Origin of the sequence: Oscillatoria sp. CS-180 (assembly GCF_028330965.1) — a bacterium.
Taxonomy (GTDB): Bacteria; Cyanobacteriota; Cyanobacteriia; order Phormidesmidales; family Phormidesmidaceae; genus Halomicronema.
In genome coordinates this window covers 101773-115947 of sequence record NZ_JAQMUB010000093.1, presented here as the reverse complement: position 1 = coordinate 115947, position 14175 = coordinate 101773, and the positions used below count along the sequence as shown (strand labels likewise).

General features: G+C 50.3%; 12 protein-coding genes. 7 read left to right on the top strand and 5 right to left on the bottom strand.

The genetic code is table 11. The annotated features are described in order from the left end of the window. The first annotated feature begins 223 nt into the window (after nucleotides 1–223). The gene (locus tag PN498_RS25625; protein ID WP_272066297.1) at nucleotides 224–487 is read left to right on the top strand and encodes a hypothetical protein; all 264 of its coding nucleotides are present in this window, start codon (nucleotides 224–226) and stop codon (nucleotides 485–487) included. Between the two features lie 93 nt (nucleotides 488–580). On the opposite strand, the gene PN498_RS25620 is transcribed toward PN498_RS25625, so the two are convergent. Beyond that, nucleotides 581–1597 carry a DUF3179 domain-containing protein gene (locus PN498_RS25620; RefSeq protein WP_272066296.1) on the bottom strand — a complete coding sequence of 339 codons (1017 nt, stop codon included), beginning with the start codon at nucleotides 1595–1597 and terminating at the stop codon, nucleotides 581–583. Nucleotides 1598–1703: 106 nt separating this feature from the next. Between PN498_RS25620 and PN498_RS25615 the strand changes: the two genes are divergently transcribed. Next, complete coding sequence (locus PN498_RS25615; protein WP_272066295.1) at nucleotides 1704–3206, top strand: aminotransferase class I/II-fold pyridoxal phosphate-dependent enzyme; 1503 nt, start codon at nucleotides 1704–1706, stop codon at nucleotides 3204–3206. A gap of 125 nt (nucleotides 3207–3331) precedes the next feature. Here PN498_RS25615 and thrC read toward each other — a convergent pair whose 3' ends face one another. Further along, the gene (gene thrC, locus PN498_RS25610; RefSeq protein ID WP_272066299.1) at nucleotides 3332–4426 is read right to left on the bottom strand and encodes a threonine synthase; all 1095 of its coding nucleotides are present in this window, start codon (nucleotides 4424–4426) and stop codon (nucleotides 3332–3334) included. A gap of 454 nt (nucleotides 4427–4880) precedes the next feature. Between thrC and PN498_RS25605 the strand changes: the two genes are divergently transcribed. Both PN498_RS25605 and PN498_RS25600 read left to right on the top strand, forming a co-directional pair. Further along, on the top strand, nucleotides 4881–5681 hold the full coding sequence (locus PN498_RS25605; RefSeq protein WP_272066294.1) for a hypothetical protein: 801 nt from the start codon (nucleotides 4881–4883) through the stop codon (nucleotides 5679–5681). 160 nt (nucleotides 5682–5841) lie between these two features. After that, on the top strand, nucleotides 5842–6333 hold the full coding sequence (locus tag PN498_RS25600) for a hypothetical protein (RefSeq protein WP_272066293.1): 492 nt from the start codon (nucleotides 5842–5844) through the stop codon (nucleotides 6331–6333). Between the two features lie 199 nt (nucleotides 6334–6532). On the opposite strand, the gene PN498_RS25595 is transcribed toward PN498_RS25600, so the two are convergent. Continuing rightward, complete coding sequence (locus tag PN498_RS25595; RefSeq protein WP_272066292.1) at nucleotides 6533–7021, bottom strand: GNAT family N-acetyltransferase; 489 nt, start codon at nucleotides 7019–7021, stop codon at nucleotides 6533–6535. A gap of 642 nt (nucleotides 7022–7663) precedes the next feature. After that, a complete protein-coding gene (locus tag PN498_RS25590; RefSeq protein WP_272066291.1) occupies nucleotides 7664–8944 on the bottom strand; it encodes a hypothetical protein in 1281 nt (426 codons plus the stop codon). A gap of 932 nt (nucleotides 8945–9876) precedes the next feature. On the opposite strand from PN498_RS25590, the gene PN498_RS25585 reads away from it, so the two are divergent. After that, complete coding sequence (locus PN498_RS25585; protein WP_272066290.1) at nucleotides 9877–11238, top strand: UDP-N-acetylmuramoyl-tripeptide--D-alanyl-D-alanine ligase; 1362 nt, start codon at nucleotides 9877–9879, stop codon at nucleotides 11236–11238. A 113-nt stretch (nucleotides 11239–11351) separates the two neighbouring features. Here the strand turns inward: PN498_RS25585 and PN498_RS25580 are convergent, their stop codons facing one another. Beyond that, nucleotides 11352–11648 (bottom strand): hypothetical protein, encoded by a 297-nt coding sequence (locus tag PN498_RS25580; RefSeq protein ID WP_272066289.1) that lies wholly within the window; start codon nucleotides 11646–11648, stop codon nucleotides 11352–11354. 315 nt (nucleotides 11649–11963) lie between these two features. On the opposite strand from PN498_RS25580, the gene PN498_RS25575 reads away from it, so the two are divergent. After that, on the top strand, nucleotides 11964–13250 hold the full coding sequence (locus PN498_RS25575; protein WP_272066288.1) for an acyl-CoA dehydrogenase family protein: 1287 nt from the start codon (nucleotides 11964–11966) through the stop codon (nucleotides 13248–13250). Nucleotides 13251–13413: 163 nt separating this feature from the next. Continuing rightward, nucleotides 13414–14172 (top strand): PIG-L deacetylase family protein, encoded by a 759-nt coding sequence (locus tag PN498_RS25570; RefSeq protein WP_272066287.1) that lies wholly within the window; start codon nucleotides 13414–13416, stop codon nucleotides 14170–14172. Nucleotides 14173–14175 lie beyond the last annotated feature (3 nt).

Sequence of the window (14175 nt, the reverse complement as noted above, 5' to 3'; positions counted from 1 at the left end):
TTCAGCCTTGGGGGTTAGCCGCTGGTTGGAGGCCCTAATCTCCTTCCAGTGGCGTATGACCAAACTTTTGGGAATCAAGCTGCACGCTTACAGCTATAGCTCAGTACGGTAAACGATTCAGGACCCCAGTGCAAGAAAAATTACCAAAGCATGACGTGAAAGGCGGTAAGAACCGTCTTGATAAAGTGATACGCTCTTACAACAGGTTTACCGCGATCGCGTCATGGGCACTCAATCCACGGCAAAGACGATTTTTTTGTTGACCTCGATGGTGGGCTGGCTCATTGTGGGTGCGTCTTTGATGTATCTTTTTCCCGCAGTCGCTGATCGACTTGTGGGTAGTGAGTTGACTCATCTATGGATGGAGAATTTGACCCGTGGCGGTTATCATCCGTCCTTAGCTTGGATAAGCGGCGGTACTGCTTTCGGCATCACTCTGCTGATCAATATCATTTGGTATCAGCGTTTTGAGGGCGGGCGATCGTAGTTTTTCGTCCTGCACCGATAAGTTTTGCGCAGAGTCCGCTTCGGTGGGATGGATAGGGCCTGGGCTGTTGATTGGGATGGTCATGCAACTCCGCTAAAAGAATGCGGGGTAAACGAAGGCAAAGGCTGGAGAACTGACGAGGGGCTGGCCGTCTAGCTCGGTGACGATAACGGTGTCTAGCTCGCTGTCCCAATAGGCGCGGATTGGGCGACCGTTGAAATCGAGCTGAACTTCACCCTGATCGCGGATTTCAGCATTAACAAACTGGTGGCTCTCGCCAGAGAACTCATTGAAGGGGGTGGCGCTGTCGGCTTCCCAGATGTAAGTGATGTCTGCTTTGGGATGTAGCGATCGCTGCTGCTGGTTTCTTACCGGGAAGATGATATTGGTGTCGGTCAAATAGGTGCCGTAGGGATAGCGAAAATAGTCGCGATCGTACCCTGTGTCAGCAGACAGCACCTTAGTTTCGGGATGAAGGGCTGTCCATTTGTCCAACGTTGTCTTGACAACGGGGTAACGCTGTAAAGGCTGGTTCATTTGGGATCCAACGATCCCCAAACCCCATGGCTGAGAGAACAGGGAATCATCTGTGCGATCGTACATCACGAGACAACTTTGATAGAGTTTGCCAGATACGCCAAAAGTTGTTGCCCCTCGGTCAAACACAATGCCGGTATCGCACAGGGGACAGTAGGTGACGCTCACATTGACGCCACCAATGGTATCGTTGACAATCTCATGCCAGTTCAAAATGCCGATGGGATACGCGACGGATTCTCCATTGAGTTCTAAACCCAAAACTGGGGCATTGGCTGGAAAAGGCGATGCTGAAACGGTGTCAAATTGAGGCGTATCAATGCTGGGAATGCCGTCCTTGGGCGGGCCACCGTTCAGCAATTCTGTCAGTTCAATGCGGGTATTGGTCTCAGGATTGACCGACTGCTTTCGCAGGTCATCAAATTCAAGGCTCTGATTGTGAATGATCTGACTGATGAATCCATGCTGAAGCTTAAAGTTATCCCAGCCTCCGGCGTGAACCACGAGTCCTGTAAACGAGAAGGCGATCGCGCCCATAACCCCAAGCAGTAGCAATTTCAAATTTTTCTGCATCAATTGACTCCTAGCCTACCCGTCACCCCCTTGATTTTGTTTCAGCTTCTAAAGGAGGATCTGAATCCAACCTGAAAGTTTCCTGAGAAGACGAGCGATAGGATTAGTGACCTCACTTGAACAGAACGAAACCCCTTTGCTGTCGGCACTAGCCCAGGCCGCATCCCGACCGCACGCTGCTTTCTATGCGCCGGGTCACAAACAGGGGCAGGGCGCCTCAAATGCTTTGCGATCGCTGATGGGAACACAAGCTTTGCAAGCCGACCTGCCGGAACTGCCGGAGCTGGACAACCTGTTTGCTCCCGTAGGTCCCTTGCGCGATGCTCAACGTTTGGCGGCTGAGACCTTCGGTGCGGAGGACACTTTTTTTCTAGCTAATGGCTCAACCTGTGGCATTGAAGCTGCGATATTAGCGGTCTGCTCACCGGGACAGAAAATCCTGGTGCCTCGCAATGTCCACCGTTCGGTCCTGTCTGCCTTGGTGCTGTCCGGTGCTGAACCAATCTACCTGACCCCCCTTCACCAAGAGCCGTGGGATCTTGCCTTTGGCGTAACGGCAGAGCAGATATGCCAAGCCTTTGAGACCTATTCTGATCTGCAAGCTGTGCTTATCGTATCGCCGAGCTACCAGGGCGTTGGCGCTGACATTACGGCGATCGCTAACCTCGTTCATGCCAATAACTGCCCCCTGATTGTGGATGAAGCGCACGGGTCACACCTGAGTTTCCACCCTCAGTTTCCCCCCAGCGCGATCGCCAGCGGGGCCGATATCGCGATTCAATCCACTCACAAAGTCCTTTCTGCTCTATCTCAAGCAGCCATGCTTCATGTTCAGGGCAATCGCGTTGACCGCGATCGACTCAGACAAACCTTGCAGTTAACCCAATCAACGAGTCCCAACGCTTTGCTCCTGGCGTCCTTAGATGCGGTCCGGCAGCAGATGGCAACAGCAGGAACACAGCTGATGACAAAGACGCTGGAGTTGGCCAGCACTGTGCGATCGCACCTAATCGCTCTTCCCCCGCTCAGAGTCCTATCGTCTGAACAGGTCACAGACTCACCCGGGCATTTTCAACTGGATCCCACTCGCTTGGTGGTAGATGTCTCAGCTTTGGGGGTAACAGGATTCGCGGCAGATGAGTTTCTGCATACGCAACTGGGAGTGACGGCTGAGCTGCCTACATTACGCCAGTTGACCTTTATCTTGAGTTTGGGAAACAGTCAGGAGGATTGCGATCGCCTCGTCAATTCCCTAAAGACGCTCATCCAAACAGCACCCGATTTCAAACTCGATTGCAAACTCGATTGCAAACTTCAATGGCCTGCACTAGATCACAGCTCCCTCAAAAACATGCCGCTCTTGAGCCAGCCGCCCTTATCCCCTCGGCACGCTTTTTTTGCTGAGTCGGAAGTTGTCGAGACGATGGCCGCGATCGGGCGAATTTGTGCCGATGCAATATGCCCCTATCCTCCTGGCATTCCGGTGATATTGCCCGGCGAAATGATTACTGCTGAGGCGATCAGTTATCTACAGCGGATCCGCAACGCCGGCGGCGTCATCACAGGCAGTCCCGATGAAAGCTGTCAGTCCCTACGAGTGGTTCGTTAATTCACAAGCTGCGAGGTTCAATTTGTTCTGGTTGTAGGCCAAAGGAGGCGCGAAGCCGGTAGAGTTGCCTTATGCCCCATTGCAAGCAGCCGCCAGAAGCCCCACCGTCTGAAGCTTTAACCAACTTAAAAGCCCATAACCTCAGAAAGCGCTTCTAAGTTTGCCGGAATGCCCGTTTTGACCGCGTTCTTGCAGTGATCGATCGCGCTCGAAGGATCCTTCAACCCATTTCCTGTCAGCACACACACAATAGTTGCGCCCTCAGGCACCTGGTCTTTAACTTTGAGGAGACCTGCGACCGAAGCTGCACTGGCCGGTTCACAAAAAATTCCTTCCTCTCGGGCCAGGATACGGTAGGCATTTAAGATTTCGTCGTCCGTTACCGCATTAAACTGTCCCTGACTGGCTTCTTGGACGGCAACGGCTTTCTGCCAGCTTGCAGGATTACCAATTCGAATCGCGGTCGCCAATGTTTCAGGGTTAGCAACGGGCTCGCCGGTAACGAGAGGAGAGGCCCCGGCAGCTTGGAAACCCATCATCGTCGGCAGTTTCCGACAGGTCTGCTGCTGGTGATATTCACAAAAGCCCATCCAGTAGGCTGTGATATTGCCCGCATTGCCCACTGGGATGCACAGCCAATCGGGAGCATCTCCCAATGCATCAACAATTTCGAAAGCCCCAGTTTTTTGTCCCTCTAGGCGGTAGGGGTTGACGGAGTTCACTAAGGTTACGGGTTTCGTCTCGGCTAATTGTCGGACCATGGCCAAGGCGTCGTCAAAGTTGCCTTCAATGGCAAGGACTTCAGCACCATAGAGCAGCGCCTGAGCCAATTTGCCGAGGGCAATGTAACCGTCAGGCACCACAACATAGGCCCGCATACTTCCCTTCGCTGCATACGCGGCAGCGGCAGCAGAAGTATTCCCCGTGCTGGCACAAATAATCGCTTCCGCGCCCTCTTCCTTAGCCTTGGAAACGGCCATCGTCATGCCCCGGTCCTTAAAGCTTCCCGTGGGGTTGAGGCCGTCATATTTAATGTAGACCTGGACTTGGCGACCAATGTGGCTGGCGATCGCGGGTGCTGGAATTAACGGTGTGTTGCCTTCGTTCAGCGTCACCACAGGGGTGCGATCGCTCACAGGCAGATAATCCCTATAAGCATTGATCAACCCATTCCATCCCTGGTGGGCTGCAACAACGGAACCAACTCGGGCAGCTGGCATCGACAGTGGAGAGGGATTTAAGCTTAGGGTCACGACAGCCTACACATGCTTCAACATCATTAAATTTCTATGCAATGGCTCAGCTCAGACTTAATAGCATCACTAGATTAGCCACAGCTGACAAACCTGCATATCATCTATACCGAACAAACTTCGTGTCTCTTAACACACCGCGATTGCTCGCTACATCAGTTTACCGCGTTGGTTCTAGCTTTCTTGCTCAGCTAAAGATGCCCTTTATGGATTCAAGATTTCTCAGTCTATTGACCTTGCGCCTGGACCTGAGACGGCAAGCCGTTTGACTATGGGCTGCACCCGAATGCTATTGGCGGCATAAGCCTAGACGATGAAAGCTGTCATTCCAAGCAATTAGGAATCAGCTGTACCACTTTTCAACATCTTCGCTATCCTTAAACGCAAAAGTGGGGAGTGTGCCTCAAAGGCGGTGGATCACATGAATACAACGGCCCTATATCGACGACCTCAATGGCTCGTTATTGGTGCAGTCATTGCGGCAGCAGCGATCGGTGGAACCGTTCGACTTCTCTCGCTTCCAGACCGTTCTGGGAAGACAGGCGAGCTGACGACAACCGAGCAGCCAGCGCCAGCGCCAGAAACGACAACCCTGTTCGAATCACCTATGATCACACTGTCGACCGAACTCCGCAAAGCCGCAACGCCCAGTGAGTTGGTAAACTCGACTTCACGCGAAGAAAGGCTCTCGGATATTGTGACAGGCCGTGTTGATCCCTTTGCTCCCATTACCCAGAGAATTGGGGCAACTACGTCTTCTCAAACCGATGAGGAGTCTCCGAGTGACAGCACGCCTGCAACAGCGGTGAACCCAAGTCCAACTTCACTACCGACGGCTCCCGTGTCTAGCGTGCCTAACTTGCCCCCTGTTCCTGTTGCTGTCCCTGCGCCTCAGCTACCTTCGCTGCCCCCTATCCCAGTTGCTAGAGGACCGATTTCGATTCCGGCTGCGCCTGATCCAGGGATTCCTCAAGGAATTCCTCAAGCGCGTCCAGTTCCTCAAAGTCCGGTGGAGGCAGTTGAGCTGACTGGCGTTGTGCAGGTCGGCGATCGCGTTGGTGTTATTGTTCGCGAAGGTTACGGTCAAACAAGCCGACATCTTTTCGAAGGCGATCTGCTTGCAGGCGGACAGGTTCGAATCAAATCAATCGACCTATCTTCCCAAGAACCTCTCATCATCCTGGAATATCAGGGCAAGGAATATCCTCGAATTGTGGGCTAGAAAAACTGATTTCAGCGGAAAGGCAACAACTAAATTCCCGCCAAAAGTTACGTTTAGCGGAAAATGAGCTTTCTCCCAGGCAAAATTTAGGGAAGTATGGCAGCATTAGAGACGTGACTTCTCTTTTTTGTGAGACTTTAATACCTGCATCTGCAACGGCATGGCCCCACAAAATGAGCGCCTTCTGAATTTGAGTAGTTCCTATCCCTGTCCGGTTTGTCGTCAGGGAAAGCTGGAGGCCATTGTGCTGACGGATGCTTTTTCATGCACGTTTTGTCGCCATATTCTTGCTGCCAACTTGGAAGCACAGCAGGTTCAAATCGTTGATAGCACTCAGCCCTTGACTTGGTCATGGAACGGTGAGCAGTGGAGGTTAGTCAGAGGGGAAAATGCCGAAGGCTTTACAAGACTTGTGATTTTTACGGCTGTCGTGTTGACGATAGTGCCCGCAGGGCTAGTTTGGCTTTCAGGCTCTATTTTTCCTCCCCTTGAACCTCAACCCCACATTACTTTTTCAACAGCTTGGGCTGTGGTTACCCTGCTGGCTCACCTCACTTTCGTGCTGTGGCTAGTTGGAGAGTATTATCAAATTCCGTTCTACGTTGCGGCCAAAGTCCGCATCTTGCGACGGCGGCTATCGAGTAGACCCTAGCATCGCTACGCGGAATTGAAAACTAAGGCAGATCAGCTAGGTGCATCTCACCTTTGTAGCCCTCACTCTAAATCCTCTCCCAAGACTGGGAGAGGGACTTTCTCCGGCTCCCCTTCTCTCAAAGTGGGAGAAGGGGTTGGGGGATGAGGGCAGAATTGAAAACTGAGACCGATCAGCTTTAGCCCCAAGACGCTGGTTCTCAGCTAGCGTACCACTGATCCGATAAGAGGGAAGCAGTGAGCTGTTTCCGCATCATCACATGCATAATGCCAACTTCTGTAAAGGCGTCCCCTTCTCGTCGAAAGCCGAGCTTTTCATAGAACTTAATAGCGTGATATTGAGCTGCTAGAACAACTGCTTGATGATTGTCCTGCTGAGCAACCTCAAGCAGTTTTTGCATAATACTGAAGCCCACCCCCCGCCGTCGAATTGGACGAGATACCGCAACTCGACCAATTCGGCCTTTTGGAGTCAGACGGCCAGTACCCACTACTTGCCTTCCGCAGCAAGCTAAGACGTGCTGCGACAGCAAATCATCACTATCCTTTTCTATTGCCGCTGGGATACATTGCTCATTCACAAAAACCGCTTTTCTAATAGAGCGAATTAAGTCTTCATACAACCTGTAATCAACGACTGATACTGTAATAGTCGGCTTTGCAGGCAGTTTTTCAAGTGTAATTACCATCTTAGAAACTATTAGTAGATGCCGGTTTTATTTACTTCTGCTGCAGCATAATACTGCTGATTCAAGCCTGAAAATCGAATTATTCAAATGTCGTTCCCTATGACTTGGGAGTGTTCTTCAGCCGATTTTCAGGCTTACTTTCGTGATATTAAATCATGAAATGACCCAAAGAAATCCGCGATATTAGATAGAACACTTTCATGAAAAGGCACATCTCCGCAAATTCTCCCGTACCGCTGTCCATGCGCAAAAAAATGTTTAATTTCTGTACTTTAAAAGACGTTGATCACCCCAAAACAATCTCAATTAATGCCCACAACTTCAAGAAGAAGTGATCTTGACAGAAATAGATGTATTCCTAAATATTAAAGATCCGATTGAGATGCAAACAGCCATCACGATCGCAAGACAAAGGTAAGTCCATAAAGTTGAGACTCTTTTTGAAAGCGTCTTCGAAGCAACAAAAACCACTGGAACTTTATCAGATCCCATTCAGAATGTATAGTGTCTCAGACATAAGACTTGCAAAGCCTATTCTATTTCAAGACTGTCATGCATTGAAAAGAACAAATCTCATGTGACTTTGGTACAAGATTGAAGGTCCCTTTAACACCATAAGCATCAGCATGATCTAACAAAAGATCAAACCACGAATGAGGACGCAATATCGATTGAGCCAAACGTTACGCTAAAAGCTACGTTAAGGTTTTCAAACATTTTGACTAGCCATTCGACATTGTTTTGAGAGACTGCTTCGTAATGATTGAACAGAATGGAAAATCGCCTTTCAAGATAGGGTCTAATTTTACGGCAAATAAGAACAACTTTAAGGAGTAAGCTTGTTGCTAACAGCGGTCCGAGATTGTTAATCAAATCAATGAACACAAAGTGCTGAGGACAAATAGGCGATTCTAAAACCATGAAGTTAAGCAATTGACTACATGTTCTAATGACTAAGAAATCGCTGATTTGCTGTTCTTCATTCTGGGGAAAGATATTCTCTAATTGGCATGAAAGTAGCTTATTAAATTTACGAGAACCGTAAGCGGGATCAATAGAAGCGCTAAGATGCTCATAAAGGTCGCGCTTGAACTCGCCGAAGCTAGACATTTGGTTCCGCTGTAGGAAGACTTGAGCCGAGTCAGCATAGCTCCGGCCATGATCGACCTTGCCAGAGAACTGATTCAGAGAACTGACCAATTCGCGATCGCTCAACAGGGTTGGATTATCAATTGGGCGCAAACGAGATAGGATGTCAGGCTCCGAAGTCTGTCGTTTGAGACGAGCTTGACGCACACGGTAAGTGACATATTGAGAGAGATTGACCTCGAATTGTCGCTGGGCCTTAGCTTGAATCCGCCGAATGTTTTTATAGTGCTCCTCAGGACTACCTTCACTGACTAGGCAGTGCTCATAGAGGTAGGGATATCTCTGAATAAGATTTCCCAAAGGACGATTTTGGTTGTTGGTTAGGCGATCGGCATTAACCAACCGCGCTAAGCGCTTTAGCGTTAAATACTGCTCAGTTTCGGAGAACTTCCCCACGACCTGTCGCAATTGCCGGACCTGGCGGGTTCTCCCATAGTCTCTGATCTCTCGACAAGGCTCAAGATCAAAGACATCAATCAATAGTGGGACAGCATATTGTAGCTGTGGACGGCTATGCCAACGATTTAGCAAAATATGACAGCAGCGATTCAGGATGAAGTGGAAGTATTCTTCTATCTCCCCAGAGGACACAATTTGATCTAGAGCAATGACAGCCTCTGGGTCGGAATAACCTACTCCATCAATAAAGAGAGATTTGAAACGATTGATGAGCTGCTCTGGAGTTTCCTGCTCAACAGACTCCAGCAGGTGGTTATAGAGCGCCTGCTCATGAGGACTAATTGATCGACTTTGATAGGCTGTCCGTTGGCTCACAGTTTAAAACGCCTCTTTCTAGGCACAAACAGCAATCTCTTTATTCTTGATACCAAAAGCTGCATCCGGGAGCAACAGACTTGTTCTATCAACGCTTTGCTGGGGGCCGATTGATAACATCAAGCCTAACCAATCTACGTATGAATTACGTCAGTTTTTACACCTGAAATACAGACTCTTCATAAAAGGGCATCAGATGTAAACACCGAAGCTGAAGCCAACCCACCGACTGCTTATGTAGTAATAAAGCAGCCCTATGCCACTTTTGTAAATCGATAATCCCGCAAACTTGCCCAATGCTGAATTAAGAGAATCTTTACATTTCCCATAGGGAAATATAGCACTTTAGATTGAATTTGGCATGATCAACTTGAATTTATGAAAACCTTAGCTGAGAAGCCTTTCATTCTTGTTTATCCTCTCGGGCCTGTAAACTAGAATCCCAACAAATTGAGTCTAGGCAACCGTGTTTTTGAGGATGTAGCCTTGTTCATTGAACGTCCGTATCTCCGGCAAAACACGGACGCAGTGCCAAACGCACATTGGCGAATGTTCTTTAAGAGCAGTGCTGTAGCTGACATCTGCAGGAGCCAAGAACACTGAAATCTAGTCGGCAGGAAACTGCGCATTGCTAAACCAAATCAGCCAAGACTGACGCAGTTGAATCTGACTTCCTCCAAAAATTGAAGACAGGGGTCAAAATACACCAGCTCTGTCTTGTGCTGGGAGCCTTTGCCCTGACCTACCACTATCGTTTTTGCAGATGAAGGGGCGCTACTGTGGGAGAATTTGGGTTTAGAACAATAAGACTCGCTGGGTGTAGGTTTACCAATTCAGGATTTAGTGTGATTGAATCTGGTTTCAGTTCCCCAGCCCAATTCTGGAAAACCTAGATTCCAGAACTTTGTTGCATAAATCGGGGAATGAGCTAAATGGGTTTTCAGGCATCACTGCAAGCACTTGCTGATGTGACAGGCGCAACTATCGAAGCAGCAGACGCAGATAGTCGCTCAATATCAGCAAGGGGAATTTCGACAGATACTCGTTCCCTGAGACCACAGGACGTTTTTTTAGCACTGAAAGGCGATCGCTTCGACGGGCATCGATTTGCGCAACAGGCTTTGGATCAAGGCGTGGCGGCTGTCATTGTTCAGGAGCCAATAGGTCGGGGGCCACAGCTCATCGTGGAAGACACGCTGGCTGCTTATCAGGCGATCGCTCAGTGGTGGCGGCAAACGCTCGAAACTCCCCTCGTCGGCATTACGGGATCAGTGGGCAAAACCACGACCAAAGAGCTAATTGCGGCGGCTTTATCAACTCAAGCCACGCCGGTTCTCAAGACGCAGGCAAATTACAACAACGAAATCGGCGTACCCCAGACCCTGTTGGAATTGGATGAGACCCATCGCTACGGTGTGATTGAGATGGGAATGCGGGGACCTGGGCAGATTGCTCTCCTAGCCAAGATTGCTCAGCCTGAGGTGGCTGTGATCACCAATGTGGGAACGGCCCATATTGAGCTATTGGGATCTCGGCAGGCGATCGCCAATGCGAAATGCGAACTCTTGGCAGAGCTGTCCCCATCTGGCACTGCGGTGCTCAACGCCGATGATGAGCGACTCATGCAAACTGCTGCGGGCGTTTGGTCAGGCAAACACATTACCTTTGGGTTGGAAAGCGGCGATATTCGGGGTCAGCTTGTCGATCCCGATACCATTGAGGTTAACGGCATCTCGTTGCCGCTACCATTGCCCGGCAAGCATAATGCTATGAACTTTTTGGCAGCGATCGCCGTTATGGAAGCCTTTGAGCTGAACTGGCGCGACTGGCAAACTGGACTGGTGGTGAACTTGCCGAGTGGCCGCTCAACTCGCGTCGTCCTGCCCCACGACATCGTGCTGCTAGATGAAACCTACAACGCTGGCTTGGAGTCAATGAAGGCCGCGTTACAGTTATTGAAAGATACGCCTGGTCAGCGTCATATTGCAGTTTTGGGCACGATGAAAGAGCTTGGTGAACATGCCGTCAGTCTTCATCGTCAGGTTGGTGAAACGGTCCAGGCGTTGCAGATTGATCGTTTACTGACCCTCGCTGATCCCACTGAAACCGACGCTTTAATTGCCGGAGCCGCTTCGGTGCCCGTGGAGTCATTTAACAGTCCTCGTGCTTTACAAGACCGCCTACAACAACTAATTCAGCCAGGCGATCGCATTCTGTTCAAAGCCTCCCGCGCTGTCCTGTTGGACAAAGTTGTGGATGCCCTGAGAGACCATCTCAGCTCGACGCCTGTCTAAGGGGATCTCCAGAAAAGAATTTACTGCTGGTAGGATGTCATTAGAGCAGCGTAATCACCACAGCCGAGTGTTTTTAAGCCGTTGGCAGTTCCGTTAGGACAAGACAGCGAAAGCTACAGCAGCGACATATCCATGTCCGATGCAGTGGGAAGTGCTCCAATAGCATCTCGGCTTTGGTTGCCACACTGGATGCTGAGCGTTAAGTCGCTCATGCCCCAGACATCGAAAAATTGCTCCGATAAAATCTCGCTGGCAATTGTCATATCGCCATCTTCGCCAATGAGCCCACCTTCTAGAACTCTGCCGCGATCAGTTTCCAGATTAAGACGCAAACCATCCTCTTGGTGACTGATGAATAAACGTCCGTAGGCCAAGACTTGTCCCGCTCGGCTAACGATGGTGCAGCGCATAGAAGATAAACTCCGGTAAATACGAATCTGTTCATTCTGCTGAAAACGGGTGAAGCTTTACTCACCAGCAGAAAGACAAGGTGGTCAATAGTCGCCCCTTTACTACTTTAGACCGACAACAGCAGTAAGGGCGGTCTTGGTCTTGGTTGCAGAACAACTTGTGTAGAGCGGATAGAAATTTGGGGGTAAGGGGGCAAGACAGTCAGCACAAACTCAACTGCGAGATCTGAGTATAAAAAGATTTGAATCCTACAGGAGATAGAGGTATAAGGTTACGACTCTAAGGAAGATAGGAGTCTACCTTTTCTTGAAAGCATGACTGCCACATCGACAACCGTTTCTCATAGTACGAACGATCGCTGGGTTCCCAGCTCTATTCAATCGCCTATGGCGTTATCCAGTTCTTTGCTACAGGCTGCGATCAAGGTTGCTGACCATGCGGCTGTGCGGGCGGTCACACTGGATCGCACCGGTCAATTTCCAGCAGAAGAGTTTCAGCGGCTTGCTGATGCTGGTTTGTTATCAGCGCCTTTGCACTCAGATTTAGGGGGTGAGGGACTGGGGTTTCAGGCAGAGCAAACAGGGCTGCTCCTACAAATCTTGCAGCAAATCGGTCGCGGTAATTTGTCTTTGGGACGAGTTTATGAAGGTCATGTCAACGCGCTACAGCTGATTCAGACCTTTGGCTCACCCACTCAAGTGGAGAAGTTTGCCCAAGATGCCCATGACGACCGTATTTTTGGAGTTTGGAATGCTGAGGCTGAAGACGGCGTCAAGCTGTATCCCCTCAGTGGAAATTGTTATCGGCTAGAGGGAAGCAAGACGTTTTGCTCTGGATGCGGCTACGTGAGTCGTCCCTTTGTGAACGGTGTGCTGCCAGATGGCGGTTGGCAAATGTGCATCGTGCCGATGGAACAGGTCAACGTGCAGACCTACCCTGACTGGTGGCAACCTTCTGGGATGAAAGCCTCTGTGAGCTACAAAGTTGATTTTAGCGGGGTAGAGTTAACGGCTGATGATCTGCTGGGTCAACCCGGAGACTACTTTCGACAACCTTGGCTGACTGCGGGAGTAGTGCGCTTTGCAGCGGTGCAGTTGGGGGGAGCAGAAGCTCTGTTTGATGCAACTCGTGCCTACTTGCAAGACATGGACCGCACCGATCATCCGCACCAGCAAGCTCGTCTCGGTCGAATGGCGATCGCGCTTGAGCAGGGCAACCTCTGGCTACAGGGAGGGGCTGCTCAAGTCGCTGACTATGCTCCTGTGTTTGGGGGATTGCCCCACGCATCTCATCCCCAGACTGCACAGCTGACCAGCTACGCCAATATGGTCCGTACGGCGATCGAGCAAATCTGTATTGACACCATAGCGCTCGCAGAACGCTGTGTGGGTACACGAGGATTGCTGCCGCCTCACCCAATGGAGCGAATTATTCGAGACCTGACGTTATACCTGCGGCAACCCGCCTTTGATGTTGCTCTCACCAGTGTTGGGCAGCATGTGCTTGCCCACCCAGAGCCAAGCAGAGTGCTGTGGCATAGGAACGACAGAGAAAAGGAGACGGATGGTGGCGGTGTTGATGGGGCAGAATCATTCATCTGATGGCATTGAAGAGGATAAGGAATGAATGAATTTTAAGTTCTCAGTTTTGAGTTTTGAATGATTGAGTCATCGGCGAATCCAAAGCTCAAAGTTGATACTTCAATAAGTTCCCGTTCCTAAGTGGGAAAAAACCTGGAGACCAGTGAGGTCAAGGGAGCGCTGAATGGATCAGCTTTATACTGCTGCTGCAACTGAGATTGATAAATTGCCGTTGTATTCAGCGGATCAGGTTTTTTCGGAATGTCGTTGCGCGGTGGTGGTGGCCCCTCATCCCGATGATGAGAGTCTGGGCTGTGGGGGCGCGATCGCCCTTTTGCGGCAAAGCGATATCCCTGTGCAGATATTGGTCGTCAGCGATGGCACTGGTTCCCACCCTAATTCTCGCCGCTATCCGCCGTCCCAGTTAAGACACCTGCGAGAACAGGAAACCCGTTTAGCTGCCAAGCGTTTAGGTGTCGATGCTCAAGCTATTACCTTTTGGCGCTGGCCGGACAAAGCGGTTCCTGGCTTAGGAACTCAAGACTTTATCATTGCTGTGGATCAGGGGCGTCGTTATTTACGCCGTCACAGTCCGGCGCTGCTGTTTGTGCCTTGGCGAGGGGATCAACATTGCGATCATCGGGCTGCATGGCAGATTATCCAAGCTTGCTTACAGGACTGGAGCCATCCTCCTCGACAAGTCGCTTATGCCGTTTGGGGAAGTCGATCGGCCGGTTTACCCCTGTTGCCACCGGGTGAAACTGGCTGGAGACTCGACATCCGTTCTGTTGAGGAAATCAAGCGCTGGGCGATCGCGGCCCATCGTTCCCAAACAACCTTGTTAATCGACGATGATCCCAATGGCTTTTGTTTGACGCCAGACATGCTGGCTAACCTGATTCAGCCTTGGGAGACCTATTTAGACGTCACTGATAAAAGATAAGCC

Excerpts from the sequence above, each read along its gene's own strand:
- PN498_RS25625 (WP_272066297.1), top strand. The coding sequence starts at position 224 with ATGGGCACTCAATCCACGGCAAAGACGATTTTTTTGTTGACCTCGATG.
- PN498_RS25620 (WP_272066296.1), bottom strand. The coding sequence starts at position 1,597 with ATGCAGAAAAATTTGAAATTGCTACTGCTTGGGGTTATGGGCGCGATC.
- thrC (WP_272066299.1), bottom strand. The coding sequence starts at position 4,426 with ATGCCAGCTGCCCGAGTTGGTTCCGTTGTTGCAGCCCACCAGGGATGG.
- PN498_RS25605 (WP_272066294.1), top strand. The coding sequence starts at position 4,881 with ATGAATACAACGGCCCTATATCGACGACCTCAATGGCTCGTTATTGGT.
- PN498_RS25600 (WP_272066293.1), top strand. The coding sequence starts at position 5,842 with ATGGCCCCACAAAATGAGCGCCTTCTGAATTTGAGTAGTTCCTATCCC.
- PN498_RS25595 (WP_272066292.1), bottom strand. The coding sequence starts at position 7,021 with ATGGTAATTACACTTGAAAAACTGCCTGCAAAGCCGACTATTACAGTA.
- PN498_RS25585 (WP_272066290.1), top strand. The coding sequence starts at position 9,877 with ATGGGTTTTCAGGCATCACTGCAAGCACTTGCTGATGTGACAGGCGCA.
- PN498_RS25580 (WP_272066289.1), bottom strand. The coding sequence starts at position 11,648 with ATGCGCTGCACCATCGTTAGCCGAGCGGGACAAGTCTTGGCCTACGGA.
- PN498_RS25575 (WP_272066288.1), top strand. The coding sequence starts at position 11,964 with ATGACTGCCACATCGACAACCGTTTCTCATAGTACGAACGATCGCTGG.
- PN498_RS25570 (WP_272066287.1), top strand. The coding sequence starts at position 13,414 with ATGGATCAGCTTTATACTGCTGCTGCAACTGAGATTGATAAATTGCCG.